Annotated in this window: 24 protein-coding genes; 9 read left to right on the top strand and 15 right to left on the bottom strand. The window is 67.2% G+C overall.

Annotation, left to right across the window (positions count from 1 at the left end; genetic code table 11):
• Window positions 1-236: 236 nt before the first annotated feature.
• Window positions 237-530 (bottom strand): PRC-barrel domain-containing protein, encoded by a 294-nt coding sequence (locus EPL01_RS15975; RefSeq protein WP_135826270.1) that lies wholly within the window; start codon window positions 528-530, stop codon window positions 237-239.
• 174 nt (window positions 531-704) lie between these two features.
• Between EPL01_RS15975 and EPL01_RS15970 the strand changes: the two genes are divergently transcribed.
• Complete coding sequence (locus tag EPL01_RS15970) at window positions 705-956, top strand: hypothetical protein (protein ID WP_135826269.1); 252 nt, start codon at window positions 705-707, stop codon at window positions 954-956.
• A gap of 39 nt (window positions 957-995) precedes the next feature.
• Here EPL01_RS15970 and EPL01_RS15965 read toward each other — a convergent pair whose 3' ends face one another.
• The 3 genes from EPL01_RS15965 to EPL01_RS15955 all read right to left on the bottom strand — a co-directional run bounded on the left by EPL01_RS15965 (window position 996) and on the right by EPL01_RS15955 (window position 3,429).
• The gene (locus EPL01_RS15965) at window positions 996-2,147 is read right to left on the bottom strand and encodes a pyridoxal phosphate-dependent aminotransferase (protein ID WP_135826268.1); all 1,152 of its coding nucleotides are present in this window, start codon (window positions 2,145-2,147) and stop codon (window positions 996-998) included.
• A gap of 373 nt (window positions 2,148-2,520) precedes the next feature.
• Window positions 2,521-2,988, bottom strand: coding sequence for a type IV pilin domain-containing protein (locus EPL01_RS15960; RefSeq protein WP_135826267.1), 468 nt, complete (start codon window positions 2,986-2,988; stop codon window positions 2,521-2,523).
• Window positions 2,989-3,003: 15 nt separating this feature from the next.
• Window positions 3,004-3,429 (bottom strand): type IV pilin domain-containing protein, encoded by a 426-nt coding sequence (locus tag EPL01_RS15955; protein WP_135826266.1) that lies wholly within the window; start codon window positions 3,427-3,429, stop codon window positions 3,004-3,006.
• Between the two features lie 306 nt (window positions 3,430-3,735).
• Here EPL01_RS15955 and EPL01_RS15950 point away from each other — a divergent pair, with 306 nt between their 5' ends.
• The gene (locus tag EPL01_RS15950; RefSeq protein WP_135826265.1) at window positions 3,736-4,284 is read left to right on the top strand and encodes a homing endonuclease associated repeat-containing protein; all 549 of its coding nucleotides are present in this window, start codon (window positions 3,736-3,738) and stop codon (window positions 4,282-4,284) included.
• Window positions 4,285-4,341: 57 nt separating this feature from the next.
• Here the strand turns inward: EPL01_RS15950 and EPL01_RS15945 are convergent, their stop codons facing one another.
• From EPL01_RS15945 to EPL01_RS15930, 4 genes are all read right to left on the bottom strand, one after another.
• The gene (locus tag EPL01_RS15945; protein ID WP_135826264.1) at window positions 4,342-4,941 is read right to left on the bottom strand and encodes a plastocyanin/azurin family copper-binding protein; all 600 of its coding nucleotides are present in this window, start codon (window positions 4,939-4,941) and stop codon (window positions 4,342-4,344) included.
• Window positions 4,942-5,091: 150 nt separating this feature from the next.
• Complete coding sequence (locus EPL01_RS15940) at window positions 5,092-6,522, bottom strand: serpin family protein (protein ID WP_135826263.1); 1,431 nt, start codon at window positions 6,520-6,522, stop codon at window positions 5,092-5,094.
• 154 nt (window positions 6,523-6,676) lie between these two features.
• Complete coding sequence (locus EPL01_RS15935) at window positions 6,677-7,627, bottom strand: M48 family metallopeptidase (protein ID WP_246045718.1); 951 nt, start codon at window positions 7,625-7,627, stop codon at window positions 6,677-6,679.
• Between the two features lie 563 nt (window positions 7,628-8,190).
• A complete protein-coding gene (locus EPL01_RS15930) occupies window positions 8,191-8,643 on the bottom strand; it encodes a DUF8170 family protein (RefSeq protein ID WP_135826262.1) in 453 nt (150 codons plus the stop codon).
• 240 nt (window positions 8,644-8,883) lie between these two features.
• On the opposite strand from EPL01_RS15930, the gene EPL01_RS15925 reads away from it, so the two are divergent.
• A complete protein-coding gene (locus EPL01_RS15925; protein ID WP_135826261.1) occupies window positions 8,884-9,300 on the top strand; it encodes a hypothetical protein in 417 nt (138 codons plus the stop codon).
• Between the two features lie 58 nt (window positions 9,301-9,358).
• Window positions 9,359-10,321, top strand: coding sequence for an AAA family ATPase (locus EPL01_RS15920; RefSeq protein WP_135826260.1), 963 nt, complete (start codon window positions 9,359-9,361; stop codon window positions 10,319-10,321).
• 253 nt (window positions 10,322-10,574) lie between these two features.
• Here the strand turns inward: EPL01_RS15920 and EPL01_RS21785 are convergent, their stop codons facing one another.
• The 6 genes from EPL01_RS21785 to EPL01_RS15895 form a co-directional block, all read right to left on the bottom strand.
• Complete coding sequence (locus EPL01_RS21785) at window positions 10,575-10,730, bottom strand: hypothetical protein (RefSeq protein WP_168215933.1); 156 nt, start codon at window positions 10,728-10,730, stop codon at window positions 10,575-10,577.
• Window positions 10,727-11,101, bottom strand: a complete 375-nt coding sequence (locus EPL01_RS15915) for a DdfA family disk-determining factor (protein WP_135826259.1) — start codon at window positions 11,099-11,101, stop codon at window positions 10,727-10,729. Before EPL01_RS15915 ends, EPL01_RS21785 begins: the two co-directional genes overlap by 4 nt.
• Window positions 11,102-11,257: 156 nt before the next feature.
• The gene (locus EPL01_RS15910) at window positions 11,258-12,904 is read right to left on the bottom strand and encodes a DUF7519 family protein (RefSeq protein ID WP_135826258.1); all 1,647 of its coding nucleotides are present in this window, start codon (window positions 12,902-12,904) and stop codon (window positions 11,258-11,260) included.
• 2 nt (window positions 12,905-12,906) lie between these two features.
• The gene (locus tag EPL01_RS15905; protein ID WP_135826257.1) at window positions 12,907-14,409 is read right to left on the bottom strand and encodes a DUF58 domain-containing protein; all 1,503 of its coding nucleotides are present in this window, start codon (window positions 14,407-14,409) and stop codon (window positions 12,907-12,909) included.
• Window positions 14,406-15,083, bottom strand: a complete 678-nt coding sequence (locus EPL01_RS15900; RefSeq protein ID WP_135826256.1) for a DUF7269 family protein — start codon at window positions 15,081-15,083, stop codon at window positions 14,406-14,408. The genes EPL01_RS15905 and EPL01_RS15900 overlap by 4 nt, the downstream gene beginning before the upstream one ends.
• On the bottom strand, window positions 15,083-18,259 hold the full coding sequence (locus tag EPL01_RS15895) for a transglutaminaseTgpA domain-containing protein (RefSeq protein ID WP_168215932.1): 3,177 nt from the start codon (window positions 18,257-18,259) through the stop codon (window positions 15,083-15,085). The genes EPL01_RS15900 and EPL01_RS15895 overlap by 1 nt, the downstream gene beginning before the upstream one ends.
• Window positions 18,260-18,697: 438 nt before the next feature.
• On the opposite strand from EPL01_RS15895, the gene EPL01_RS15890 reads away from it, so the two are divergent.
• From EPL01_RS15890 to EPL01_RS15870, 5 genes are all read left to right on the top strand, one after another.
• A complete protein-coding gene (locus EPL01_RS15890; RefSeq protein WP_135826254.1) occupies window positions 18,698-20,461 on the top strand; it encodes a thiamine pyrophosphate-binding protein in 1,764 nt (587 codons plus the stop codon).
• A gap of 42 nt (window positions 20,462-20,503) precedes the next feature.
• On the top strand, window positions 20,504-21,724 hold the full coding sequence (locus EPL01_RS15885) for an outer membrane protein assembly factor BamB family protein (protein WP_135826253.1): 1,221 nt from the start codon (window positions 20,504-20,506) through the stop codon (window positions 21,722-21,724).
• A gap of 96 nt (window positions 21,725-21,820) precedes the next feature.
• Window positions 21,821-22,174, top strand: a complete 354-nt coding sequence (locus EPL01_RS15880) for a DsrE family protein (protein WP_135826252.1) — start codon at window positions 21,821-21,823, stop codon at window positions 22,172-22,174.
• Window positions 22,175-22,292: 118 nt separating this feature from the next.
• Window positions 22,293-23,804 carry a carotenoid oxygenase family protein gene (locus EPL01_RS15875; protein ID WP_135826251.1) on the top strand — a complete coding sequence of 504 codons (1,512 nt, stop codon included), beginning with the start codon at window positions 22,293-22,295 and terminating at the stop codon, window positions 23,802-23,804.
• A gap of 428 nt (window positions 23,805-24,232) precedes the next feature.
• Complete coding sequence (locus EPL01_RS15870; protein WP_210424170.1) at window positions 24,233-24,760, top strand: nitroreductase family deazaflavin-dependent oxidoreductase; 528 nt, start codon at window positions 24,233-24,235, stop codon at window positions 24,758-24,760.
• A gap of 75 nt (window positions 24,761-24,835) precedes the next feature.
• Here EPL01_RS15870 and EPL01_RS15865 read toward each other — a convergent pair whose 3' ends face one another.
• Window positions 24,836-25,786 carry an acyl-CoA thioester hydrolase/BAAT C-terminal domain-containing protein gene (locus tag EPL01_RS15865; RefSeq protein WP_168215931.1) on the bottom strand — a complete coding sequence of 317 codons (951 nt, stop codon included), beginning with the start codon at window positions 25,784-25,786 and terminating at the stop codon, window positions 24,836-24,838.
• Between the last annotated feature and the right edge of the window lie 120 nt (window positions 25,787-25,906).

The raw sequence follows: 25,906 nt of genomic DNA, 5'->3' as shown, positions 1-25,906 counted from the left end.
AGCTTGCCTCTGACGGTGGACGAGTGAGCGACTGAAAGGAGCGAGCGAGGAGGCTGGGGAGGTGTGAGGTTGTCGCGGGGCGGTTGCGGTGCGGTCCTCCTCGGTTTCGGCAGTAGCTAGCTCCCCCCTCCGGAAACTAAACTAACTATTCCCCGAAACTGCCAGTAGTCACTATCTGTCGTCAGAAAACTCGGAAATCGAAAATCCTCGAAACCCGCGAATCCCCAAATCCCGATTCAGACCGCGATATCTTCCTCGTCAGCGTCTGGCTGACGGAGGCGCTCGATGGTGTCGTTGATGAGGACAACGTCGCCGACGGCGCGTACCCACCGATACGGAATCATCACGCCGTTCTCGCCGCCAACCACGTCCGAGAACAACTCGCGGTTGAGTTCGCCGAGCGCGAGGCCCGTGACGGTACAGGCGTCCACGTTCAATCGAACGTCCTCGACTTCCCCGACGAAGACGCCGTTGTTAGAGTACACCTCCCGGCCGACCAAGTTCGTAATCTCCTGCGGAGTTCCGTCCATGTGGGCAACGATGGTATCGGTGGGTCTTAACTTTTGGCAGACTCCCCCCGAAACTGACACCCGGATTCGAGAGACGGGGCTGCCCGGAACTCGTCGCTATCACTTCGCCCCTGCCACTTCGTCCCTGTCACTGACTGACACGGATCTTTTCAGACTTCGTGACTAATGGCTAACATGTCTGGCGGAATTGACAGCCCACAGAGCAATCAAGACGTGGACACGCAGGGGAACTGGGTCACGAGAAACTTCTGGATACTGAAGGGAGTCGCCGCGGTCGGCGTACTTTTGGGACTCGCCTACGCGAATCTGGCGGTGTTCGACGACGAGTTGGCGAACGTCCTCTGGGCGATTTTCGTCACGCTGGCCGGGATGGTCGCGCTGTTGCAGGTCGGATTGGGCGCACTGCAAGTCGTCCGGTCGGCGTGACGCCCCGCACACCATCGTGCTTTTTCCGGACCTCGCGGTCTACTCGGCGAGCGAGTCAAGCACGCCCCCGAGTCGGTCGAGTCCGGCCCGGACCGTACTCGGTCGCCCGCAGGCACTGATTCGGAAGCTATCCGGGGCGTCGAAGAACCGGCCGGGGACGACCAGCACGCCTTCGTCCCACGCCGCCCGGACGACTTCGTCGCCGTCGGCCGACTCGTGGCGCAGGAAGGCGTAGGTGCAACCGGGTTCGACGCGCTCGGTGAGGTCACCGCGGCTGTCGGCGAACTCGGCCAGACTCTCGCGGTTGGCCCGGATGCGCTCGCGGGACTCGACGCCGAGTCGGTCGGCGTCGGCGAGCGCCCGGCGGGCGAGTCGCCTGCTCGGCTCCGCGACCGCGGGGACGTGGTTCCGGACCGACCGGGCGCGGTCCACGAAGTCGGCGTCGGCGACCAGCCAGCCGAGGCGAATCCCGCCGAAGCCGAGGAACTTGGTGAGCGAGTTCGTGACGACCGTGTTCGGCAGTCCGGCCGCCGAGGGACCGCCGAAGGGACCGTCCGTCGGTTCGTCACCGAAGGGAGCGTAGACCTCGTCCACGAGGAGGGACGCGCCGCCGTCGCCAGCGGCGCGAGCGACCGCCGCGAGGTCCTCGCGGCCGACGCGCCGACCGCTCGGGTTGTGGCGGTTCGTGACCGTCACGAGGACGGTGTCCTCGAGCAGGGCGGCAGACACCCTGTCGGGGTCGAGCGGGTGGCCCTCCTCGGGCGGGCGGCGGAACCGGTCCACGGTTGCGCCCAGTCCCTCCGGGGTCGCCAGCAGGGGTTCGTAGCCGGGTTTCTCGACCAGCACGCGATGGGTCGCGGAGGCTTCGGCGTCAGTCGCCTCGGTGCCGCCCGTCTCGTCGCCCTCGGCGTCCGCCGCCTCGGCGTCGGCCTTCGAGAGGGCGGCCGCCGCGGCGAGGAAGTTGGCGTGGGTCGCGCCCGCCGTCACGAGGACGTTCTCGGGTCCGACGCCGTACTCCTCGGCGAGGAGGCCCTCGACGGTCTCCTCCGGCGTCGTCGTGCCAGCGAGCGCGGGCGGAACGACCTCGTTCGGTTCGGCGGGCGCGCGGCGTAAGTCCGACGACCCGAGGTCGAACTCCGCGCGTTCGGGCCGTCCGAAAATCCAGTCGAGATACGCGATGTCGGGGAACACGCCTCGAACTACCGGGGAGTAGGAAATTAACCTTCGGGAACCGGTCGGTTTGGGTCGGCGCTCCTCGGAAGCGAGTGCGACGGCCTGATACGACGCGCTCGCGGCGGCGTTCGAGGCGCATCCGACCTCCGAGGCGGTGGTCGTCCGCGAGTTGGTGCTGACGCTCGACGCCGCGATGGACGCCGTGGAGGACGTAGGCGACCACGTGCTGTTTCTGGCGAGTGGTGAAGTAGAGGTTTAGAGAATTGTTTTTGTTTGTTTTAGCAATAGAAGTTTGATTTAGAAGATTGTAGAGGATTGTTTCCGGAGTGTCGCGTAGATTTGGGAGTGGTGATGAAGTGAGGCACGAAAAATCGAAAAAGTCGCAAGCGGATTAGTTCGGTGCAGTCGATTCGCCGACGGTTGCAGAGTTCTCGCCGGAATCGCTCTTCCAAATCACTTCGACAGTCTCTCCGCTCCAGTCCGTGCCAGTTCCAGTTTTCACGACTTTCTCGGTCGAACCGGCAGCGATTTCGCTACCCCACGCGTCACCGTCCTTATAGCTGAAGTCGCTACTTGAACTGACAGCGTCTCCGTCGACCTTCGTTGTCAGTTGGCCACCTTCAAGAGTGTCACCTCCATCGTGAATAATGGAGACAATCGCATTGTTGTTCGCAGCAGCGTCTTGCTGGAACTCGAATGAGAAGCTCGCCTGTGGCGCAGTAGATTGGATATTTTGCCCAAGTCCAAGGACAAACGTTCCAATCACGGCCGCCAGAATCACCGTAATCGCCACCATCAGGATGACGCCGATGACTGGCGAAACCGCGCTGTCGTCTTCAAAGAGTGCTTTTAGTTTCATGGTTCGACTCTCTGATTAGGCGTTAGGACCTTCCCACTCCGAGAGGGTTGCAGAGTTGTCACCATTCGACGATTCCCAAACGACACGCGCTGTATCGGAATCGCCAGCACCAACTTTTACGGTGTCGCCAGCAGAGACATCATAGCCCGTACCACCGTCGTCGCTGACTGATTGCCATTTTCCGGTTTCATCGACCGATCCCCGAATGTACAACACGTTCGACTTGATGGTGTCACCGCCATCGTGAGTGATAGTCAAATCGGAACCATCGTAGTCAAACGAGAAACTTGACTGCGGTGCTGTCTGTTGAACTTCGTTTCCAAGACCCAACACGAACGTACCAATCACGGCCGCCAGAATCACCGTAATCGCCACCATCAGGATGACGCCGATGACGGGCGAGACCGCGCCGTCGTCTTCGAAGAGTGCTTTTAGTTTCATGTTTCGTATTTCTCCGTTTTCCGGCACGTTATCATCCCTGAGAAGTGGCCATACACTTTATGATGGCCGACGAGCAACGCACACTCGTCGGCGGGGGACCGCCAAAGCCGCCCCGGACCGGCACTTCTCTGGCGATGACACGTGCTTAATTGGCTCGTTCGTAGCCCCACTATATAAATACTTGCTTACCTGAAAATGCAATTATATCATTTGAGAGATTGAGGATAGTCGAACGCGCATGCATTATAAAGTTAACAGGTGGCAGAACGCTCAGTTTTAAGACTATTGGCTCCTATCTGGAAACTGATGAGCCAGCAAGTGTCTCCGGAGACGCTTCGGTCCGCGTTGCAGTCGCTGGCCGCCCGGCTCGGCAAGACGCCGACCGTGGTGGACATGCACGAGAAGGGCCAGTACGCGCCGAAGGTCTACCAAGAGGTCTTCGGAAGTTGGAACGAGGCGCTGGAGGCCGCCGGACTCGACCCCGACGAAATCGGGTCCAAGCGCATTCCCGACAGGGAACTGCTGGCCGAACTCCAGCGACTCTACACCGAACTGGGCAAGCCTCCGACCCAGCGCGACATGACCGAACACGGCGAGTACTCGAACAGAACCTACCAGCTCCGATTCGGCAGTTGGTCGGCGGCGCTACAGGAGGCGATGTTGGAGACCAACGACGGCATCTCCGAGGAGGAACTCCTGCGAGAAATCGAGCGCCTCGCCGAGGAACTCGGGCGAGCGCCCAAGGCCGCCGAGATGGACGACCAAGGCGAGTACGCCCCCGTGACCTACCACCGCCGATTCGGGTCGTGGCGCGAGGCGCTCACCGAGGCCGACCTCGACCGCGACGACTCGTAACCGAGCGCCCGAACACCGACGCTTCTCCGGAGGCCCCGCGCCTCGTTTTCCCGACGATTAGCCGTTGCCGCCGCCAGCGAAGTCGTCGTAGGGAATCGACCCTTGGTCGACGATTTCCTGCGGGGCGGGCAGTTCGCCGTCCGGCGGGTCGCCCTCGACGCCGCCGGGTTCGCCGCAGACGACGCGGCCTATCATCCCGAGCGCCTTGTGCGGGGTGCAGAAGTAGTCGTAGGTCCCGTTCACGTCGAACGTGTAGCTGAACGACGCGCCCTCCTCGGAGAGGATGCCGCTGTCCCACGACTCTGCCTCGTCGGGAATCCGAGTCACGCTGGCCGAGCTATTGCCCTCGACGTAGGCCGTCGAGGAGTGGGAACCGGACTCGATGACCCACTCGACGGTGGTTCCGTTCTCGACGAACAGGCCGATGGGGTCGAAGATGTACTCGCTCCCCTCCGTAATCATCTGGACCTGCTGGGTGCCGCCGTCTCCGCCGTCACCGCCTTCGGTGGTCGTTCCGTCCTCGCCGCCTTCGGTCGTGGTCGTTTCGGTTTCGGCCGTCGTCGTCTCCCCGCCGCCGTTTCCACTCGGCGCGTTACACCCTGCGAGGCCGACCAGTCCGCCGGCACTCGTCGCTCTGATGAAGGTACGACGTTTCATTCCATCCCAACTACTTCTTCGAGCCGAATAACCGATGCGGCCAGATGTGGCACTTGTGCGCACTTAACAAAGTCTGCGCCGTGCCGCTAGGCTCGTTCTGGGCGCGTCGTTGCGGTCCCGCTGGGCCGCGCTACGATTCGCTTTGCGGCGCTACGACTCGCTCTGGGCCGCCCCGGCGTCGGTCACTCGACCGACGAACAGCACGCTCCCGGTCTCTTCGTCCCGAATCAGGAACAGGAAGGGTCGGTCCACGGTCATCTCGAACGGTTCCGACTCGACGGTCGTCGCCGCCTCGGCGACCACCACGGCGGTCGCGGCGGCGGCCTCGGTCCCCTGCTCGTCCACGCCGACGTAGCTCTGGTGGACCGCCTCGTCTATCGACAGCGATTCGCCCGCGTCGCCCTTCGCCATCCCCGAGAGGTCCGCCTCCGGGCCGAACGCCGACGGCATCCCCATCGCCGCGAGCGCCTTCGACAGGTCGAACTTCGACCGGTACTCGAATCGCGGGAGTCGCACCGTCCCCTGCCGGGACTCCATCGCCCCCAGCAACTCCCGGAGTCGCTCGGCCGACAGCGACCGCTGGAACTCCTCGAACGCGCCCGCCTCGGGGAGCAACACGACCATGCTCACGTCGGCCCCGGCGTAGGGGAGCGCGACGAGCTGGTGGCCCGAAACCGCGGCGTACCGGAACGTCTCGGACTGGGACATCATCGGCACGGTCCGCTGGGTGCCCGAGAGCGCGGTGAACGTCGCCTCCTCGGTATTCTCCTCGAGGAACTCGGTCTCCCAGTTCGCCCGGAAGTAGACCGCGTTGGTCAGCACGAGGCGCGTCATCGCGGTTATCGCCGAGGGCGACAGCAGGTCGGTAATCTTCCCGCGCGTCCGGTCGGCGACCCACTCGTTGATGGCCCGGCGCGCCCGCTCGGGGTTCGACTCGAAGTCGAGTTCCCGAAGCCCGGCCCCGTAGTTTCGTTCGAGCGTCCCGAGGAGGGCCTCGGCGAACGGGAACCCCTCCTGCCCCCAGAGGGCGTTCGCGCCCGCCAGTCGGAAGGGCTGGGGTTCGCGGTACTCCGCGGTCGTTTCTTCCGCGCCACCCGATTCGTTCCGGTCGGTGGTCTCCGGCGTCTCCGAGACCTCGGGTGCGCCTGTCGTCTCGGACGCCTCGTACTGCGCGAAGTGGTCCCGCAATCGTCGGAACCCCTGATGGACGCCCTCCTGGGGAAAGTGGAGCGTCTCGCGCATCTCGCGGCGCGTCTCGCCGCCCGCCCCGGCGTAGGTCATCGCCAGCGCCACCGAGACGCTGTAGGGCGAGTAAAAGAGGTTCTCGTTCGGCGACGCTTCGGAAAGCCGATTCAACAGGTCGAACGCGAACGCCGTGTTTCCGGCCGCGACGCGCTCGGCCGGAGAGTCGGGCGAATCGGGCGCGTCCTCCGCGGTCGCGTCGTCGGACCGAACGTCAGTCGTCGTCTCGGTGGTCTCGCGCTGTGTCTGGGGTGCGGGCGAGGTACCGGTGCATCCGGCCAGCAGACTGCCAGCGAGAGCGTTCGAGAGGGCCAGCATCTGCCTGCGATTCGGGGCCATGCAGAGACTGCCGACGAGTGAGGCTAAACGCCTTGTGGAGGCTGAAACGGACGCTTTACCCTACAGAAGATCGCATTTCGCTTCGAAAGACAGGAGGATAATCTCTAAACAGATGTGGCGGATGCGCTGTCCGGACTTCGCCGCGAGGGCCGAACTACCGAATCTCGATGGAAATCGCGCCGCGCTCGCTGTCGGCGCGCTCTATCAGGCGGTCGATTCGGTCGTCCATCGCGGGGTGGGTAGAGAGGAGCCGCGTCAGCGCGCCCTCCTCGTCGCCGCTGACCTGCAGGGGCGAGACCATCGTCCAGCGAGGCTCCGTCGCGCGCTGGATTTTCCGGAGGGCGCGGGCCAACTCGACGGGTTTGCCCGTAATCGACGCGGCGCGCTCGTCGGCGGCGAACTCCCGTCGCCGGGAGTGCGCCAGCAGGACCAGCGTGAGCGCGACGAACCCGAACATCACGACCTGTCCGATGCGCCTGCGGAGCGCCGAGACCGGCGCGAGCGCGTCTGCTGGCGGTCGGCCCGAAATCCAGTCGAAGGCGCGGCGCAGGCCCGCCCCGACCACGACGAAGGGGAGCGCCAGCGTGACGAGGAGCCAGACCAGCGACTGCCCGGCGCTGTAGGCCACCGTCTGGACGAGGCTGTCGTGGCTTTCGAGGTGGGCGAGTTCGTGAGCCAGCAGGGCCTCCAACTCGTCGGCCGACAGCAGGTAGAACAGCGACCGGTCGAGGACGACGACCCCGCCCCGGACCCCGCCGAGCGCCATCGCGTTGGGCGACCCGAGGCGACCCACCAGCAGTCGGGGCCGCCCGGCGTCCATCTCCTCGGCGAGTCGGTCGAGTCGGGCGTGGACGCCGGGCGCTCGGCTCCGGGGCAAGTCGGCGGCCTCCACCTGCGCGAGGAGTTGCACCGTGCCGAACCGGTAGCTCAGGTAGCCCAGCAGGGCGGTGAGCGCGGTGGTCCAGACGACGACCGTCAGCAGGTCTCCTCGGGCGAGCCAGACCGCCGCCAGCAGTCGGTAGCCGAGATAGGCGACTCCGGCGTAGACCACCAGCAGGCCGAACCCGACGAGGACCATCAGCGCGCGGAGACCGACTCGACGCATGGCCGGGGCTTCGGGTGGTAGGGGCAAGGGGGTGTCGGTCGAAGGAGTTGCAAGTCGAGACGTAGCCGACTACCGCGTTTTCGATGCGACAGATTTCACCGCCTCGACGAGCGATTCGACAGTAGTCCACTCGAACAGACGGTTGTTGCGCGCCATGAGATTACAGAGCTTCGCCATCATCGCGTCGTACTTCTCCCGTTCGAGGTCGTCACCGATGGAGGCCGAGGTTTGACATCCTCCCCGCCCTGAAGGGCGAGGATTCCCACGGCACCGCACCGCTGGATTGGGATGGTTACGGTTTGTAGCCGCCACGTTGGACAGCTACTGGCTGTGCCAATCAGCCGTTACTCCTATCCCGGCATGGGATTCAGAGATACTTTCGCTTACCACACCCTGATTCCTGAGACAGAAGAGGGTGTCTTCTGCGTGGAATCGGGGAATTCCCGATATTGTCCGATTAGGAGAGGCGGGCAGGCCGCCTCGGTTGAATAGTATTACGGTGACTGATCACTTAAAACATCCGTTCGGCACGTCGAGTGTGGTTTGTAGATGACTTGTCGGCTTCATCCCCGTCCTGAACGACCGGGCTTTCTCCTTGCACTTCCGTAATCCCGTTTGATGACGTACGTATCTTCGAGCGGAACTTCGCCGAGTTCGAGTTCGTGTCCGCCGTCGTTGTCCTCGGCGACCAAAACCACGAAGTCCGTTACAGTGAGTGCGTACCGGAATTGCAGATAGAAGTTTTCCCAGTCGTCTTCGGTCGGGTCGAGGTCTTCGAGTAGAAAAGCGATGCTCTCCGGATTGTACTGTTCGAGCATCCCCGCCGCGCTACGGACACGCCGTTTCTGCGGTTCGTCGTAGTTCCCTAGAACGAAGTACCGAGTCGCGTCCGGACGGACGTGGTAGTCGAGTTCGGAACTGAGTCGTGTAACTGCATCGTGTACCGCGGCTATTTCGTTCACCGCGAAGTCCCCAAACAGGAACGCTGCTTCTTCGAGCGTCGGTCCGTCCGCCAAATGGTCTGGCAACGACGTCGATTGTTTTCCCGTATCGACACGCTCGATTCCGCCGTAGTAAACTAACCGAAATAGACTATAGTGTCTTGCGACGGGTGTCGAAATACCTATAACGTGCGTAGTCGTAAATGCCGATATGAGCCGAGGAGTCTCCGACCGGAAGACGAACGTGAACTCGACTTCGGGAGCGATTCGGCCGTCCGAGCGGTTGTAGATATTGACGACTCCGACAGCGAAGGCGTGCCGACACCCAGTTACGACGAAGAGAGACTCGCCGACTTCAGGTACGTCCTCCAACCGACTCGACTCCGACTCCTTCAGCAGATTCTCGCTACCGATTGGGGGTCGCTGAGTCCGAAGGAACTCAGTTTCAGGAATCCCGACACGTCCGAAAGCACGATTCGTGACCACCTCCGAGAGATGACCGAGCGCGAGCGACCCATAACCGCGAAGCTCACCGTCGCCGAGGAACAGCGTAGGCAGGGAATTCCTCGGACGTTCTACGCCGTGACCGAGTACGGAATCGAACTCCTCCAGTCGGTCGGGGCCTACGACGGCATCTCGCTTCTGTATCAACTGTACGAGAATATGGACCGACCGGACGACGTTCGGAGGGTCGAGGAGTTCGACCATCGGCCCGAACCCGATTGGCTATAGTTCGCCGAGGGCGAACGCGAGGCCGAACCTTCTTTATCGCTCGCTAATACTTCCACGCATGAACCAGTCCACGGCGACCAAGCGGTGCGAGCGCGTCCTCGACGCCGTTAGCTCCGCGGTCATCGCCGACGAGGAGTTTCTCGAAACCGTTCTGACCGGCGTTCTGGCCCGCGGGCACGTCCTGCTCGAAGACGTGCCGGGGACGGGCAAGACCCTGACCGCCCGGAGTTTCGCGTCGGCGCTCGGCCTCACCTTCTCGCGCATCCAGTTCACGCCCGACCTGCTTCCCGCGGACATCACCGGGTCGAACGTCTACGACGAGGGCACCGGCAACTTCGAGTTCTCGCCCGGTCCCATCTTCGCCAACGTCGTGCTGGCGGACGAAATCAACCGCGCGCCGCCGAAGACCCAAGCCGCCCTGCTGGAGGCGATGGGCGAGGGGCAGGTCACGGTGGACGGGACGACACACGAACTCCCGACGCCCTTTTTCGTCCTCGCTACCCAGAACCCCGTCGAGCAGGAGGGGACTTTCGGCCTGCCGGAGGCCCAGCGCGACCGCTTCATCGTCAAGACGACGATGGGCTACCCCGACTTCGAGGGCGAGCGCGAACTGGTGGACCGCCGGGCCGACCGGACCGCCAAGTCGCCCAGCGTCGGGTCGGTCCTGCAGGGCGACGACGTGGCCGAAATCCAGCGCGTCCTCGAATCGGTCCGCGTGGACTCCAAGATACGGGACTACGTCGTCGCGCTCGGTCGGGCGACCCGGCAGGACGACCGCGTCGAGGTCGGCGTCTCCCCGCGGGGCATCCAGCGCCTCTTCGAGGCCGCCCGCGCCAACGCCATCATCTCCGGGCGGGAATACGTCGTCCCCGACGACGTGAAGCGCGTGGCCGAACCCACCTTCGCCCACCGCCTCGTGCTGACCGACGAGGCCAGCGTCCGCGGGGCCGACCGGAGCGAGGTGGTCGCGGACGTGCTGGAGCGGGTCGATGTTCCGGCGGTGAAATCGTCGTCCGCGTAGCGCCGAGAGAAACGTAGAAGACTGTTTCGGGAGTGTTCTCAGTTGCTTAAGAAATGATTAGTTGTCTCTGCGAGGGTTCTGGAGGAGAACTGAGGAAGGGCCGCGACGGGAGAGTCGCGGGGAAAGTCTACGATGGGAAAGCCCCCACGACGGGAGAATCGTGGGAGAAGCGTCGGAAGCCCCGCGATGGGAGAGGCGGGACGGGCCGCGGCGGAACCGTCGCGGCCCGTCCCCATTCGGGCGAGAACTCCGACTACCGCTCGACCGGCACCGCGAGCGTGGACTGAATCCACGCCCGGTCGTTCTCGGTGTCTTGGACGATGGTGATGGTGTCGGCGTCGTCGTCCTCGAACTCGATGGTGCGGTAGCGCGAGGAGGACTCGCGGCGCTGGTCTGCGTCCGAGGTCATCGGGACCCCTCGAACGCCAACCCGCTGGCAGACGACTCGACCGCGCCGGAGGTTTCGGCCGCGGCGGCCTCGCGTCCGGGGACCTCGGTTCGCGCGGCGTCCGAGCGAGCCTCGCGGCGCTCCTCGCACTCGACTTCCACTTCGCCCGTGTCCGTGACCTCGACGCGGCATCCGGCCATGGCGAACGTCACGGTGACGTTCGGTTCGCGGTCAGGTCGCGTGGGGCCGACCAGTCGGTTGAGAGCGTCGGGGTCTACCACGTCGTAGAGCGTCGGGAGGTCGATAGGGTCGCGTCCGGTCTCGTCGGCGACTGCTTCGACGACGGTCGTGGCGGCGGACTCCTCGGCTGAGATGTGGACGGTCGTGGTCATGATTCGTTCACCCTACCGTAGCGGAGACGCGGGCATAGGCTTGGCAGGTACGTGTATAACCCCCGGCGCTCGGCGGGGGATATACATCTAAATCGCGTCGGGAAACGACCGCGGGAGACGCCGAGGAGGGATTTCACCGAAAGCACGCGACACTCCTCATCGCAGGGCCATCACCAGCAGCACCACGCCAGCGACCGCGCCCAACAGCGCGACCGACAGATTGCCCAACTCCCCGCCAGAGACGCCGGAACTCCCCCCCGAGAAGACGGCCTGCGAGAGCGCCCCTGCCGCCAGCACCCCGACCGCGCCGACCGAGAGCGCGCCGAGGCCGTGGAGCAGTTCGACCCGGCGGGTCGCCGCGCGCCGCCCGACCTCCGAGCCGAGCGTCGCGGCGAACTCCCCGGCGTCCCAGACCATCAGCGCGACGACCAATCCGGAGAGAACCAGCCAAAACGGCGCGTCGACCGTCCCGGCGAACGCCGCCGCGAGGAAGAGGCCGCCGCCAGCCAGCGAGGGTCCGGCCACGCGGTCCGAGACGAACCCGGCCGCGAAGGCAAGCCAGAGCGCGAAGACGCCGCCGACCGCCAGCGTGAGGACGCCCGCCATCAGTCCGAGGACGACCGTCTCGGAGCCGTAGAACGACACCACGCCGTCCGCGAGGTCGGCGAATCGCCCCGCGAGCGGCGGTTCGAGCCGACTCTCCACGAAGCCGATTAGTCCCCGGAGAATCGGCCCGTGAGCGACGTGGACGCCAGCGACGACCGCGCCGCCAGCGACGAAGGGCGCGTAGCCGACCAGCACCTCGCGCGTCGAGGCCCGCGAGGAGCGCCGGACCAGCGTGGCGACTGCCGCCGCGGCCCCCGCGACGAGCGTGACCCACCAGAGCAGGTCGCGCAGGCCCGCCGAGGACGTGACGACCACGAGCAGGTCGTGGCCCGCTTCCGGGAGGAGGGCCAGTCCCTTCTCGGCCGGGAGCAGGAACTCGACGACGAACGCGACCGGAATCCCGAACGCCGCGAGCGCCAGCAGTCCGGCGAGGCTCCGCCGGAGCGCGGCCAGCGCGTCGGCGACCTTCACGTCGCCGACAGTTGCCTCGCCAGCGAGTGCTTCGGTCGGCAGGTCCAACAGCGCCCGATAGCTGGCGTAGGTCGCGGCCCCGGCCAGCACGCCGAACTGGAGGAGGTGAACCTCGCCGGGGGTCGGCGCGAACAGCCAGTCGGTCGCCGCCGAGACGAACTCCGCCAGCGCGCCCCCGGCACCGAGTTCGAGGTTCGTGACCAGCCCGTACCCCGCCAGCGCGATGAAGAAGTTGGTCGGGAGCAGGGCCACTCTGGTCACGAGGCCCAGACACTTCGAGACCGACCGAGAGGTGGCCACGCCCCGAGCCGAGGCCGCCGCGCCGAAGACCGCAATCGTACAGCCCCAGAGGACCGCCATCACCCCCGCGATGCGGAGAATCTGGCCGACGACGCGGGTCGGCGACCCGGCCGGGAAGGAGACCGCGAACGCGACCAGCGACTCGTAGCCCACACCGGCAGTAATTCCTGCACCCGCCGGGACGAGCAGGAGGCTGGCCCCGAGCGTGGCGGGGACGCGCCACGTCTCGAACGTCAACAGCCAGAGCGAGAGCGCGAGGCAAATCGCACCCGCCGCGGCGACCGCCGTGCCCTTCGGGACGCCGACGACGAGCGCGAGCGCCCCGACGCCGCCAGCGGTGCCGAGGAGCGCGAGGGCGGAACTCGCGCGAGTCGGTGCCCAGTTCGTCTCCGAGAGGTCGGCCGCGTCGTGAATTTCGTCCATCATGGTTAGAGCAGCGTCTGCAGCGAGCGTTCGAGCGCGATTCCCAGCGGGTCGGAGACCGACCAGTCCACGGTGTCGGCACCGGTCGTCCGGAGGTCCCAGAGCCGAATCTCCCGGCGGGTCCCCGCAATCGCTCGGCCGGGCGACGCTCCGGGCGAGGAGTCGCCGGTCGGCGACTCCCCGGCCGACGACTCCCCGGCCGACGACGCGCCGCCGGTCACGTCGGGACTCAGGACCGCGAGGTCGTGGCCCCGCGCCGACACCGACCGGGCCAGCGAGAGCGGCCAGTCGTCCAGCACGGGCGAGACCAGCACGACCTGCGCGTCGGCCGGGAGTCGAGCGAGGAGCGCCCGGACGGTCGGGTCCTCGGTCCCGTTGTCGGTCTGTTCACCGCCGTCGGTCGCTGCCGGATGTTCAGTCGGAGTTTCAGACGAGGGCGAGGCCGAGTCGGGCGATTGCCCCGCGTCCGGCCCGGAATCAGACTTCGCACCGGCCCCAGTCCCGTCGCCGGGGACCTCCTCGGAGCTATCGCGGTCGGCGGCGCTCCCGATTGCCTCGAAGACGAGTCGGGCGCTCGACCCGCCGTCGGAGGCCGCCCAGAGCAGGTCGTCGGCCGGGAGGCCGCCCGGAACGTCCTCGTCGCCGAGGCCGAGCGCGGTCACGCTGGTCGCCACGTTCGCCGCGGTCAGCGCGTCGTATAATTGTTCGCCCGCGTAGGCGCAGAGTTCCGCGCCGTTAGGATAGCCCGCGCTCGGGGTCGTTCTGGTGACCGGCCGGGCGTCCACCACGACCACGGTCCGGGCCGCGCGCTCCTCGCGGAACTCGACGGTCGTGAGGTCGCCGGTCTTGCCGAAGCGCCGCCAGTCGATGCGACTGATGGGGTCGCCGGGGCGGTACTCGCGGGTCGAGTGGAACTCGACGCCTTCGCCGCCCGAGTCGGTGGTGTGGGTCCCGACCCGACGGGGCGAGGCCTCCCCGAAGGGCGGGTCCGAGACGGAGCGAGCGCAGTCGAGGGTCGTCTCGCCCGAGGCCTCGACCGCGAGGGTGGCCCGGTCGGTCGCGCTGGCGGTCCGGACCCTGACCGCGGGGTCGTCGAAGTCGTACTCGCCGCGCTTGGCGACGACCGAGTAGGAGACGGTGGCCTCCTCGTCCGGTCGGAGCGCGAGCGCGGCCCGAGGAGAGCCGGAGACCACGGACAACTCGTCGGGGACGCCGTCCACGACTCGCACGTCGGTCAGCGCCGACTCGCCAGCGTTCCGGACCGTGAGGGTGACCTCGACCTCGCTCCCCGGCGGCGGGCTCGCGGCGTCGAAGGTCCGCTCGATTTCGGGTTCGGCCGCGCCGGAGAGCGACGAGAGCGCCCCGAAGGCCACGTAGGAAAGCGGGACGACCGCGGCCGCGAACAGTCTTGCGTCGGCGTACAGCAGGCCGAGCGTGGTCAAGAGCAACGTTCCGGCCAGCGAGCCACGGAACCGGGGGACTCGCTCGCGGAGTCGGTCCCGGCTCATCGGTCGGCCTCCTGTTCGGGGTCGTCGCCGCCGTCGTCGGGACTCGTCGCGCCATCTCCCCCTCGATTCTCGAAGATGCGTTCGACCGCCCCAATCGTCCTGTCGATGCGGCGCTGGCGCTCGGTCTCGGGGTCGAGCCACGCTCTGAGACGGGCCAGCAGGGGGAAGTCGGGACCCTCCTCGTCCGCGAGGAGGGCGGCCGCGATGTCGTCGTCGGTCCACGCGCCGGACCGGACCTCCCGGCGTGCTTGTTCGGGCGTCCGGTCGGCGGACCGAGCGCGGGCGCTGGCGGCGGTCGCGGCGAGGTTCGACCGGACCGCCCGGAGCGCCCGGTCGTCGCCCTCGCAGGCCGCCGCGATGCGGTCGTCCAGCGCCTCGCCGGTCAGGACGCGGTCGGCCGCGCTCACCGTCTCCGGCGCGTTGCCCCCGTTAGCGCCCTCGAATCTGGCCGCCGGACCCTCGACCGCGGACCGCTCGGGCGTGCCGGTCCGGGCGGCCCACGCCGCGTAGAGGCCGACCGCCGCCCCGAGGACCAGCAGGAGGCGCTCGGGACCCTGCGATTCGAGCGCCGAGACGACCGCCGAGAGGGAGGCGGCGAGGTCCGGCGAGACGACGACAGCCCCCGCGACCAGCGTCAGGAGCGCGCCGAGGCCGCCGAGGAGGCGAGCGCGCATCAGTCGTCACCCCCCACGATGTCGGCGATGGTGTGGTGGTCCGTCGCTCCGGTCCCGTCGGACTCGTCGGCGCTCTCGTCTCGTTCGGCCTGCTCGCGTCTCGCTCGCTCGATTTCCGCGATGGCCTCCTCGACTCTCGGGAGTCGGTCGTCCGGCGAGCGCGCGCCGTACTCCACGTCGCGGAAGGCGTCCCGGAGCGTGACGACCGCGCCGGGCGGCAGGTCGTCCTCGGTGACGGCGTGGTCGGCGAGTTCGCCGGGCGTCATCGCGTCGGGCCGCCGGACCGAGACCACCCGGAGGAACGAGTCCCACGACTCCCTGAGCGTCCGGTAGGACTCGTCTCGCCGGGCGTCGTCAGCGGCGTCGGGCGACGAGTCGCCGACGAACCCGGCCAGCGACTCCCGACTGTTCTCGCGGGCGGTGTCGAGTCGCTCGGCGAACCACGCCCGGAATCGCGCTATCAGTTCGCGGACCGAGACCTCGCCCGACCGGAGGTCGGCGAGCGCGTCGAGGAGGCGCTCTACGGCCCACGAGAGGCGGTCGGCCGCGCCGAACAGCGCCGCGACGGCGAGGTCCGGGAGCGCCCGAACCGCGCCGAGGAGGGCCGCCGCGACCTGCCGCGGGCCGATACCGGTGCGCCGGGAGGCGAACCCGAGAGCGCCGAGGGCGGCGAGCGCGGCGGCCGAGACGCCCGCGAGGTTGACGAACAGGCCCGAGACGGTCGTCCGGCGGGTCTGCCCGCGGGCCGAGGCGACGATTTGTGCGCTCCCGCTGAAGGGGAGCGAGGCGGTGGCGGTGCCGTTGATGTCGGTGGTGTGGTTCGCGCCGCCGACCCGGACCTGCGCGTCGCTGATGGGGTCGCCGCCGTAGGTCGCGCAGATTTCGACTCCCGTGCCGGGGAGCGCGAGCGGGAGTTTCGGGTCGGTCGAGAGTTCGAGCGTCGGGACGACGAGGGTCGTCTCGCCCTCGACAGGGCCGCGAGAGACGGCGAGCGTGAAGTTGCCGGGCGAGTCGGGGATTCGGACCTCGACGCGGCCGTTCTTGCCCGTCGTGCCCACCGTCTCGTCGCCGAGCGTGACCTCGGCGTTCCGGACCGGGACGCCGCGGACCGTCGCGGTCACGACGACTTCGCTCCCGGCTATCGCGTCGCCGGAGACCGCGAGCGTGGCGTTCGTCGCCAGCGAGTAGCCGGTGCCGTTGGTCTCGTTGCCGAGCGGGAGTTTCTGGGGTGGTTTCGCGGAAGCGAGCGACGACGAGCGGGATTTCACGCCGGTCGGCGCGGGCCGGAGATTCACGCCGGTCGGCGGCGGACCAGCCAACGAGAAGACCGCGTCGGAGTCGAGCGGCGGCCCGGACAATTGTATCTGGTTCCTAGGCATTGAAAATTCTGTCTTAAAAGATGAATATGAATGCTTTACCGCCGATTCAGAATGCTCTGCAATCTCGCTCGAATCCTCTCCCGTCGCGCCCGAATGCCCTGCAATTTCGCCCGACGCGGACAGCGCGCTCGCGCTGTCCGAGCCGCCGACCCGGATTTTCAGCGTCTCGACGTAGGGGACTTGTGCGGTCACGGTCCCGCCCTCGTCGGTGACGCCGACGCGCTCGCCGTTGAAGAAGACGGGCGCGCCGATGACGGTGCTGACGTTGTCCGTGACCGTGACCTCGACCGTCGCGCCGGGGACCGGCGTCCGGTTGAGTTCGACGTCGTACCCGCTGGAAGTCTTTACGTCGTCTCCGGAGTCGTTCGAGTCGCCGGAAGTCGTTGTCGTCTCGCCGGGGGCCGCGGTCGTTCCTTCGGGGTCAGTCGAGTCGCCCGATTCGCCGGACTCGCCGGTCGTCGGCGTGCCGTCCTCGACGGAGGTCCCGGTTCCCGAGGAGGTTGCGGTGCCCGGCCCCGTTCCGGGCGAGTCGCCGGTTCCGGACCCGCCGGTCGTGGCGGTTCCGGTTCCGGGGGTTCCGGAGTCCGAGTCCGTCGGCGAGAACTCCTCGCCGGGGCTTCCCGACTCGGTGTGGTCGTACTGCCGCGGGTCGTTCTGGGTCTGGTTCTGGAAAGCCCGGCGCTCGGACTGCAGCCGCTCCTGTCCGGGCGTGGGGTCGAACCGGACCCACCCGACCTCGGGGAAGTAGACCTCGACCCACGCGTGGGCGTTCATCGCCCGGACTTTGTAGGTGTTCGACCCGACCTTCTGGCCGGTCGAGTAGCCAACGACGTAGCGGGCCGGGATGTCCTGGGACCGGAGCATCACGGTCATCGAGGTGGCGAAGTACTCGCAGTAGCCCTCCTCCATCTCGAAGATGAACTCGGAGGCCGAGTCCCCGCCGGAGGGCTTCGAGACGTTCAGCGAGTAGTTCTTGTTCGACTCCAGCCACGACTCGATTCGCATCGCCGACTCGTAGGCCGAGGAGGAACCGGCGGTGAGTCGGTCGGTGAACCCGGCGACCCGGTGCTCGGAGTCCTCCGGAAGCGCGGTGTACCGGCGCTCGATTTCGCTCGGGTAGTCGGTGCCCGCGGCCCGGAGGACGGTGGGGTCCCGCGCCGGGCGATGGCTGACCCCCGAGTAGGTGGTCCCGGCGGGCACCGGATCGCCGGTCTCGAACGCGCGCTGGTCGGTCACGTAGAGCGAGTCGGTCGCCGACTGGGAGACCGAGTTGGCCCGCCAGACGCTCGGGAGCGCGGTGGCCGACTGGCCGAGCGTGACCCGGTACTGGACGCGCTCGCCCTGAATCCCGCCGCTCCTGACGGGACCGGAGTAGGGCTGGCGGTCGCCCGACTGCTCCCACCCCGACCCGGTGTACTGGTCGTACGCGCCGGTCCGCCAGTAGGACGCCGAGGTACTCCGAACCCGGAAGTGGACCTCGGCGTTCTGGGACTGGAAGGCGCTCTGGTTCTCCGCGAGCGACCCGCCGAGCGAGGTCTGGTCGCCGGGATTGAGCGCGCCGAGGCCGCCACCGGCCGCGCCTCCGCCTCCTCCGCCGCCGTTCATGCCCCCGACGTCGACGTTCGGCGTCGGGACGGCCGAGCCGAGAGGAGTCTGGCCCAGTCCAGCACCCGAGACCGCGGGCACGACGGTCCCCGCGAGGAGGACCGCGAGGACGCAGAACACCGCCAGCGCGGCGCGGAGTCGGTCGCGCGACTGTTCGTCGTCGGGCAACAGCGGTGACGGCTTCTCGGACATGGATGAGTTCGGGGTGTGGACCGCGGGGTCTGGTGTGAGTACGCACGACAACTGCGCGGAGACACGTAAAAAGATTGGTGAAACGCGGTGGTTGGAAATTTGACTACTGGTCGGTGAGAGGGATTCCGATAGGTGTTCGGACACGTCACGGAAACAGCGACGAGGGCCTCGAAAACGAACCGCAGAGTAGATGAAACCGCAATGTCTTCGAAAGCCCTCGCGGACCTCACGGTCGCTCAGCGACATATCCGCCGCGCGCAGAACCGCGCGCGGCGGATAGAGGTCGGCTGAGACGACCACGGGCCTCCGGCCCGTGAGTCCCGCTCGCCCTTTCAGTCCACCAGGATAACGGTTGGTCCACCGACCGAAACCGAATGGAGGGGAAATCAATCGAACACGGCCGAACACCTTTGGCACGCGGTTGCGAACCACACGTCCATGGGCGACGAATACACCGGAGCCGACCTGTTCGTGGACGCCTTAGAGGAGTACGGCGTCTCGCACGTCTTCGGCAACCCCGGAACCACGGAACTGCCCGTGATGGACGCGCTCGGCGACAGCGGCCTCGAATACGTCCTCGGACTCCACGAGGACGTGGCGGTCGGGATGGCCGCAGGCTATGCTAGCACGCGACGATATCACGCCGACCGCGCCGACCGCGCCGACCGCGCGAGCCGGGAGGGCGGCGAAAGCGTCGAGGACGGCGGTTACGACCCCACCGCCACCGATTCCGTCAACCCCGTCGGCGTCGTGAACCTCCACATCGCGCCGGGCCTCGCCCACGGCCTCGGCAACCTCTACGGCGCGAGCGTGGCGGGGGCTCCTCTCGTCGTCACCGCCGGGAACCACAGCACCGACTTCCGCCACGAGGAGCCGATTCTGTCGGGAGACCTCGTGGAGATGGCCGACGAGTTCGCCAAGTGGAGCGACGAGGTCCGAGACGTGAGCGCCCTGCCGACGATGCTCCGGCGGGCCTTCCGGGTCGCGCTCACGCCGCCGACCGGCCCGGTCTTTCTGGCGCTCCCGCTCGACGTAATGCTGGCCGAGACCGACGAGACGCCCGAGCGCCTCGGCCAGATTCCCGACGCGGGCCGGGGCGACCCGACCCAGATAGCTCGCGCCGCGGACCTGCTCGCGGACCCCGCCGAGGACGTGGCGCTCGTCGTCGGCGACGGCGTGGCTCGGTCGGGAGTCGATGCGGTCGAGGCGGCGGTCGAGTTCGCCGAGGCCGCCGGGGCGAGGGTCCACGGCGAGATTCTGGCCTGCGAAATCGACTTCCCGACCGGCCACGACCAGTGGGTCTCCTACATCCCGCCGGACGAGGACCTCGCGGCGGCCCTGCTCGGCGCGGACAACGTCGTCTTCGCCGGAACCTCGACCAACACGACGCTGACCCGCCACGAGCGCGACTTGGTCGCCGAGGAGACCACCTGCGTCCACGTCAGCGACGACGCGTGGCAGGTCGGCAAGAACCAGCCAGCGGACGCCGCCATCGTGGCCGACCCCGGCAGGGCGCTGGCCGAACTGGCCGACCGACTCCGCGACCGGGTCGGCGACGAAGGGCGCGAGGACCGCCTCGAACGCGTCGAGGCGGTCCAGCAGATGGTCGAGGCCAAGATGACCGAGATGGGCGAGGACGAGGCCGACGACCCGCGCGCCTCGAAGGCCGACCTCGTGGACGCCCTGAAAGCGGCGGCCCCCGACGCCTACGTCGTTGACGAGGGCGTCACCGCCAAGTACGCCATGCTGACCCGGTGGGACTTCGAACCGGAGCAGTACGTCTCGAACAAGGGCGGCGGACTGGGCTACGGCCTCCCGGCCTCGGTCGGCGCGGCCATCGCCGAGGCCCAGACCGACGACCCCCGCGACGTTCTCGGATTCATCGGCGACGGGTCGTACCTCTACTATCCGCAGACGCTCTACTCGGCCGCGCGACACGACGTGGACCTGACGGTCGTGATTCCGGACAACCGCAACTACCGCATCCTGAAGGACAACACCCTCGACCTCCTCGGCGGCGAGGAGGCCGACCACGAGTTCGTCGGGATGGACTTCGACCCGCCGGTGGACATCCCGGCGAACGCCGAGAGTCACGGCGCGCGGGGCCTCCTCGTCGAGGACCCCGACGAGATTCAGTCCGCAGTCGAGGATGCCCTCGACAGGGGAGGTCCGGACGTGCTGGACGTGCTGGTCCACGACTGAAAAGTAGAAAACTTATCACGTCCGAGCGACCCCTCCCGGTCGATGCCCGACTGGACCCGCCGCCAACTCCTCGCCGCGCTCGGCACCGCCGGGGTCGGCGTCGGCGGCTACTGGTGGTTCGAGACGGACCACTGCATCGACCGGCGCGAACCGCGGTGGACTCTCGACGGCCGACGCTGGTCGCCCGCCGCGACTGACGAGTACTCGGTCTACGTCTCGGAGCAGCACGGCTCCACTGGCGAGGGCCTCGTCTCGCGGGTCGCCTCGCTGAAACAGTTCGACGGGGAGCCGAAGTGGGTGTTCACGGTAACTGGAGGCGGTGCCGGAGTACCGCTGGTCGCGGACGAGAGCGTCTACTTCGGGACTGGTACGGACCTCGTCTACTCGCTCGACAAGCGAACCGGCCACGTCGAGTGGCGCTACGACGCCGGCGGTCGAGAGACCTACGGCGGCGGCGCGTGGGGGCAACCAGCGAAAGCAGGAGACCGCCTCATCGCCGGCGTCTCGCACTCGGGAGACTCGAACGCCGACCCGCGAGACGACAGTTTCGTCCACCGAGTCGTCGCGCTCGACGCCGAGAGCGGCGAGGAGGTCTGGACGAGCGGAGTAGACGCGAAGGTCTGGTCCGGGCCGGTCGCGGTCGGCGACACCGTGGTCGCGGCGACAGAGAACGGGAGCGTCTCCGCCTTCGCAATCGAGGACGGGACCGAACGCTGGCGGACCGAGGTCGGCGAGAAAATCTGGGAGTCTATCTTCGGGGACGACGGCGATCGAGCGATTCACGTCGCCAGCGAGGACGGACGGGTCGCGGCAATCGACCCCGGGTCCGGGGAAAAGCGGTGGACGGCCTCGCTTTCTGGGGAGAGGAAAGACGAGAAGGAGCGAAAGGTACGGGCCACCGAGCGCGACGACGAGACCTTCTTCGTCGGCACCGACTCGGGGGACGTAGTCGCCTTCTCGCGCTCCGGAGGCCCGGAAGACTGGCGGTTCGATGCCGGAGGCGCGCGGAGCGAGGCCGCAATTGCCGCCATCTCGTCGGACGGGTCGCTGGCCTACGTCCTCGACCAGCGAGGATACGTCAGCGTCCTCGACGCCGCGAGCGGCGAGCGCCGGGACGAGTTCCGCGTCGCCGAGAAGTCGTGGGAGGACAAGTGCGGGTGGAATGCAGTATACGACCGAGCGACCGGTCTCCTCGCGGGCGAGAACTCGCTCACCGTGACCGGGCCGTGGGTCGGGCAGGTCCCGCGCCATCGGGAAGAGTAGATGGGCGTCACGGAGAAGCGAGTCGGCGTCACAAACGCAGGCAGTTCCGGCCGCGAGGGGCGGACCTTTACCTCGAAACCTGTTAGCACGGCTCGCATGGTCCAGACAGCAATCGTAATCCTCGCGGGCACCGAATCGCACTCGGACCTCGGCCGACTCGTCAACGGCCTCCAGGCCGCCAAGGAGTTTCAGGACGAGGGCGACGAAATCGAGGTCATCTTCGACGGCGCGGGCACCCAGTGGATTCCGGAACTCGAAGACGAAAATCACGACTACCACGCGCTCTACGACGCGCTCTCGGAGAACGTCACCGCCTGCGACTACTGCGCCGACGCCTTCAAAGTCGGCGACGAGGTGGACGACAGCGAGGCCGACCGAGTCGCCGAGTTCGAGGGCCACCCGAGCGTTCGGGACCTCGTGGCCGAGGGGTACGAGGTCATCACGTACTGAGTCGGCCATCGCCGACCGCGCCAGCGACGCCACCGCCGCCAGTCACATCGCCGCCAACCACACCACCGACCGATTCAGCCACCACCGTTTTCGAGGAGCGAGTCGATTAGGGTGACAAATGCCAGCCTACAGCCCCGGATTCCGGTCGCTCGACGCCGAACACGACGACCTCGCGCTCGACATGGAGGGCGAGATTCCGGCGTGGCTCTCGGGGTCGCTGGTCCGCAACGGCCCCGGACAGTTCGAGGTCGGGGGCGAGCGCGTCGAACACTGGTTCGACGGACTGGCGATGCTCCACAAGTTCCGGTTCGGCGGGGAGGACGGGACAGACGGAGGGGTGTTCTACTCGAATCGCTTCCTCCGGACCGAGGCCTACCGCGAGGCGGTCGAGGACGAGCGAATCACGAGTCAGTTCGCCACCTCGGGGAGCTATCTCGACCAGCTCAAGTCGTTCCTGAGCGACCCGACCGACAACGCCAACGTCAACGTGGCCCGCATCGGCGGGGAGTACGCCGCCCTGACCGAGACTCCTCGGCGCGTTCGGTTCGACCCCGAGACCCTGTCGGCGCGCGGGGAGTTGACCTTCGCCGACGACATGACGGTCCACCACGTCACCGCCCACCTCCGGCACGACGACCGGCGAGGAGAGACCGTGGGGTACGCGACCCGATTCGGCAGGAAGAACCGGTATCTCCTCTATCGCGTGCTGGACGACCAGCCAGCGGGCGGCAGGCCGAGCAGAGTCCCCATCGCGTCGCTCGAAGTCGAGGAGCCAGCCTACCTCCACAGTTTCGCGCTCACCCCGCAGTACGTCGTCGTCGTGGAACCGCCGTTCGTGGTGAACCCGATGCGATTCCTCCTGCCGGGCCGCGGCGGGTTCATCGACAACTTCCGGTGGAAACCAGAGCGCGGGACGCGATTCCTGGCCTTCGACAGGGAATCCGGCAATCTGGCCATCGAGCGAACCGCGCCGCCGTTTTTCTTCTTCCACACCGTCAACGCCTTCGAGAGCAGGGCCGAGGACGGGGAATCGGGCGAACTCGTCGTGGACTTGGTGGCCTACGAGGACGCCAGCATCGTCGAAGACCTGTTCATGTCCTCGGTCGAGGGAGAGGAGAAAGCGGGAGAAGCGACCGGCGGGGAACCGAATCCCGGCCCCGTCCTCGACGCCGCGAAGGGCGAACTCGCGCGATTCAGGGTGCCCATCGACGGCGGGCGCGTCGACCGCCGAAATCTCTACACCGGGATGGAACTCCCGCGAATCGCCCCGCGAGCGGGGATGGAACCCTACCGCTACGCCTACGGGCAGGCCACCGCCAGAGAGGGCCAGAACGGACTGGCGAAGGTGAACGTCGAGACGGGCGAAGCGACCGAGTGGTGGGAAGACGGGTTCTACGCCGGAGAGCCGATTTTCGTGCCGAAACCGGCGGACGGCGAGGGCGGCGGAGGAGAGAAGCAAGCGCCCGAGGACCGCGGGGTGGTCCTCGCGCCCGCCCTCGACACCGAATCCGAGGACTCGGTGCTGGTCGTCTTGGACGGCGAGAGCTTCGATGAACTGGCCCGAGCGCACGTCCCCCATCACATCCCGTTCGGCTTCCACGGCGAGTTCTTCCCCGAAGTCACGTCCTGAGAAGTGGCGGGCCGACCGCCCGCCAGCGGGCGGTCGGTGGGACAAACCACGAGGATGCGCTCCGTGGGGCAACCGGCAATCCTGGCGGACTGAAAGGGCGAGCGGGCCTCGCGTTTACGTGGTCGTCTCAGCGACCCCTATCTGACGCAACTACGTCCGTCAGATATGTCGCTGAGCGACCGCGAGGCCCGCGAGGGCTTTCGAGACTACGGTTCCTCCGATTCTCTGTCTCTTTCCCGCGGTCACGAGACGAAGCGAACCGCGCGAGGGATTTCTAAGACACGTAAATAGTTGTCTTAAACATACATATAGAATTTCTAAGCGTAACTATATAATTCCATCTCCCGACCACTTTCCGAAAAACACGACACAACCACCTAGCCGAACCAACGATTAAGTCCGAAACCGTCGATTCGAAGCGAGTGGGAATGTCGGGGAAAACCGAATCACGCTATCGACAGGTGCAGGACCGAGTTCGCGGCTTCAACAAGCGAATCTTGAACCCGTTCACGCTTCGCCTCGCGGGGCGGCCCCTCGTCCCCTACGGCGTCGTCCGCCACGTGGGGCGGCGGTCGGGCCGGGAGTACGACACCCCGGTCCTCGTCTCGGAGGTCGGCGACCAATTCGTCGTGCCCCTGCCGTACGGCACCGACGTGGACTGGTACCAGAACGTCCGGGCGGCAGACGAGTGCATCGTGGTCCACGGCGGCCACGCCTACCTGGCGGAGTCGCCGCGACTGGTGGACCCGGCCGCAGTACCGGATGCCTTCCCGACGTGGCAAGAGGAGATGATTCGGGAGGCCGGGTCCGAGCAGTACCTCCGGATGGACCGCGGCGAGGAGGTACCGACCGAGTACACCGAAATCACCCGAAAGTACCCCTCGGGGCCTGCTGTCGCCGGAATCGCGGGCGCAACGCTGGCGGCCGCGGTGCTGTGGCGGGCCGTGCGGAGGTGAGATAGCGGGCCGTGCGAACGTGAGACGGCAGGCCGCGAGAACGTAAGTCAGCGATTTTCGAGACGCTACCGAACGTCAGCGATTTCCGAGGCCCTGCCGGAGGCAGTCGAGGGCGCTCTGCCACGCGTCCGCCGCGGCGCGGGCGTTCGCGCCGGTCGTCCCGCCGAGTCGGTGGCGGGCCTCGGGGTCGGTCGAGGTCTCTGGCTTCCGTTTCGCGTCGGGCAGGTAGGGAATCCGAATCGCGTGGCCCGCGTCGGGGTAGACCAGATGTTCGGCGGGCCACGGGTGGTCGCGCTCGGCGAGTCGGTCGGCGGCCACCCCGGCGAGGTCGGCCGAGGGCCAAATCGCGTCGTCGCCGCCCGAGACGAGGAGGACCGGGCCGTCGATTCGCTCGACCGGAATCGTGGCTCGGCGAAGTTGCTCGTCGGTGGCGTTCTCGACCGCCAGCGACGAGGCGTCTACGTCCTCGTTTTCCGCCACGTCCTCGAAGCCGTCCTGCTCGGCCTCGACGAGTTCGTCCACGGGGAGGTAGGGAATCGGCTCGCCCTCGTGGGTCCACGCCGGGCCTTCCTCCTCGACGCCGGGCATCCACGTCGGCGCGGGGAAGGCGTACCCGCTGGCCGAGTAGGCGACGACAGCGCCCACGCGGTCGAAGTGGGCACCCGTGAGCATCGCGGCCTCGCCGCCCCGCGAGAACCCGACCGCGCCGACGCACTCGCGGTCGGCCTCCTCGGCGTCCACTTCAGGTTGGTCGAGGAGCCAATCGATTGCGCGCCCGAAGTACGACAGCGGGATGCGGTCGAGGCCCTCGGGTCGCCCCGGCCCGCCGAAGTACTCGACGCAGAAGGCGGTGTAGCCGTGGTGCGCGAGGCGACGGGCGTAGTGGCGCTCGTAGCCGCCACCGCCTCCGGACCCGTGGACGACGAGGACGCCGGGGTTCGGGCCGCCGCCGAGGCCCGCGAACAGCGTGCCGGTGAGGTCGTCGCGTCGAACGTCCCGGGTCGGAACGAAGTCGTCGGCGCTCATGGTCGGATGTGGTATCACGAGTGTGATAAATCCTCGTGCCGCGTCTGTATCAATGTCTTTCAGGGAGTTTGGTCGGAGGCGGAAACGTGATTGGAACCGAAACCACGAACAGTCAGTAGA

The organism is Halorussus ruber (genome assembly GCF_004765785.1).
Lineage (GTDB): Archaea > Halobacteriota > Halobacteria > Halobacteriales > Haladaptataceae > Halorussus > Halorussus ruber.
The sequence above is the reverse complement of the archived record's forward strand: the minus strand, read 5'-3'. Positions and strand labels throughout refer to the sequence as shown.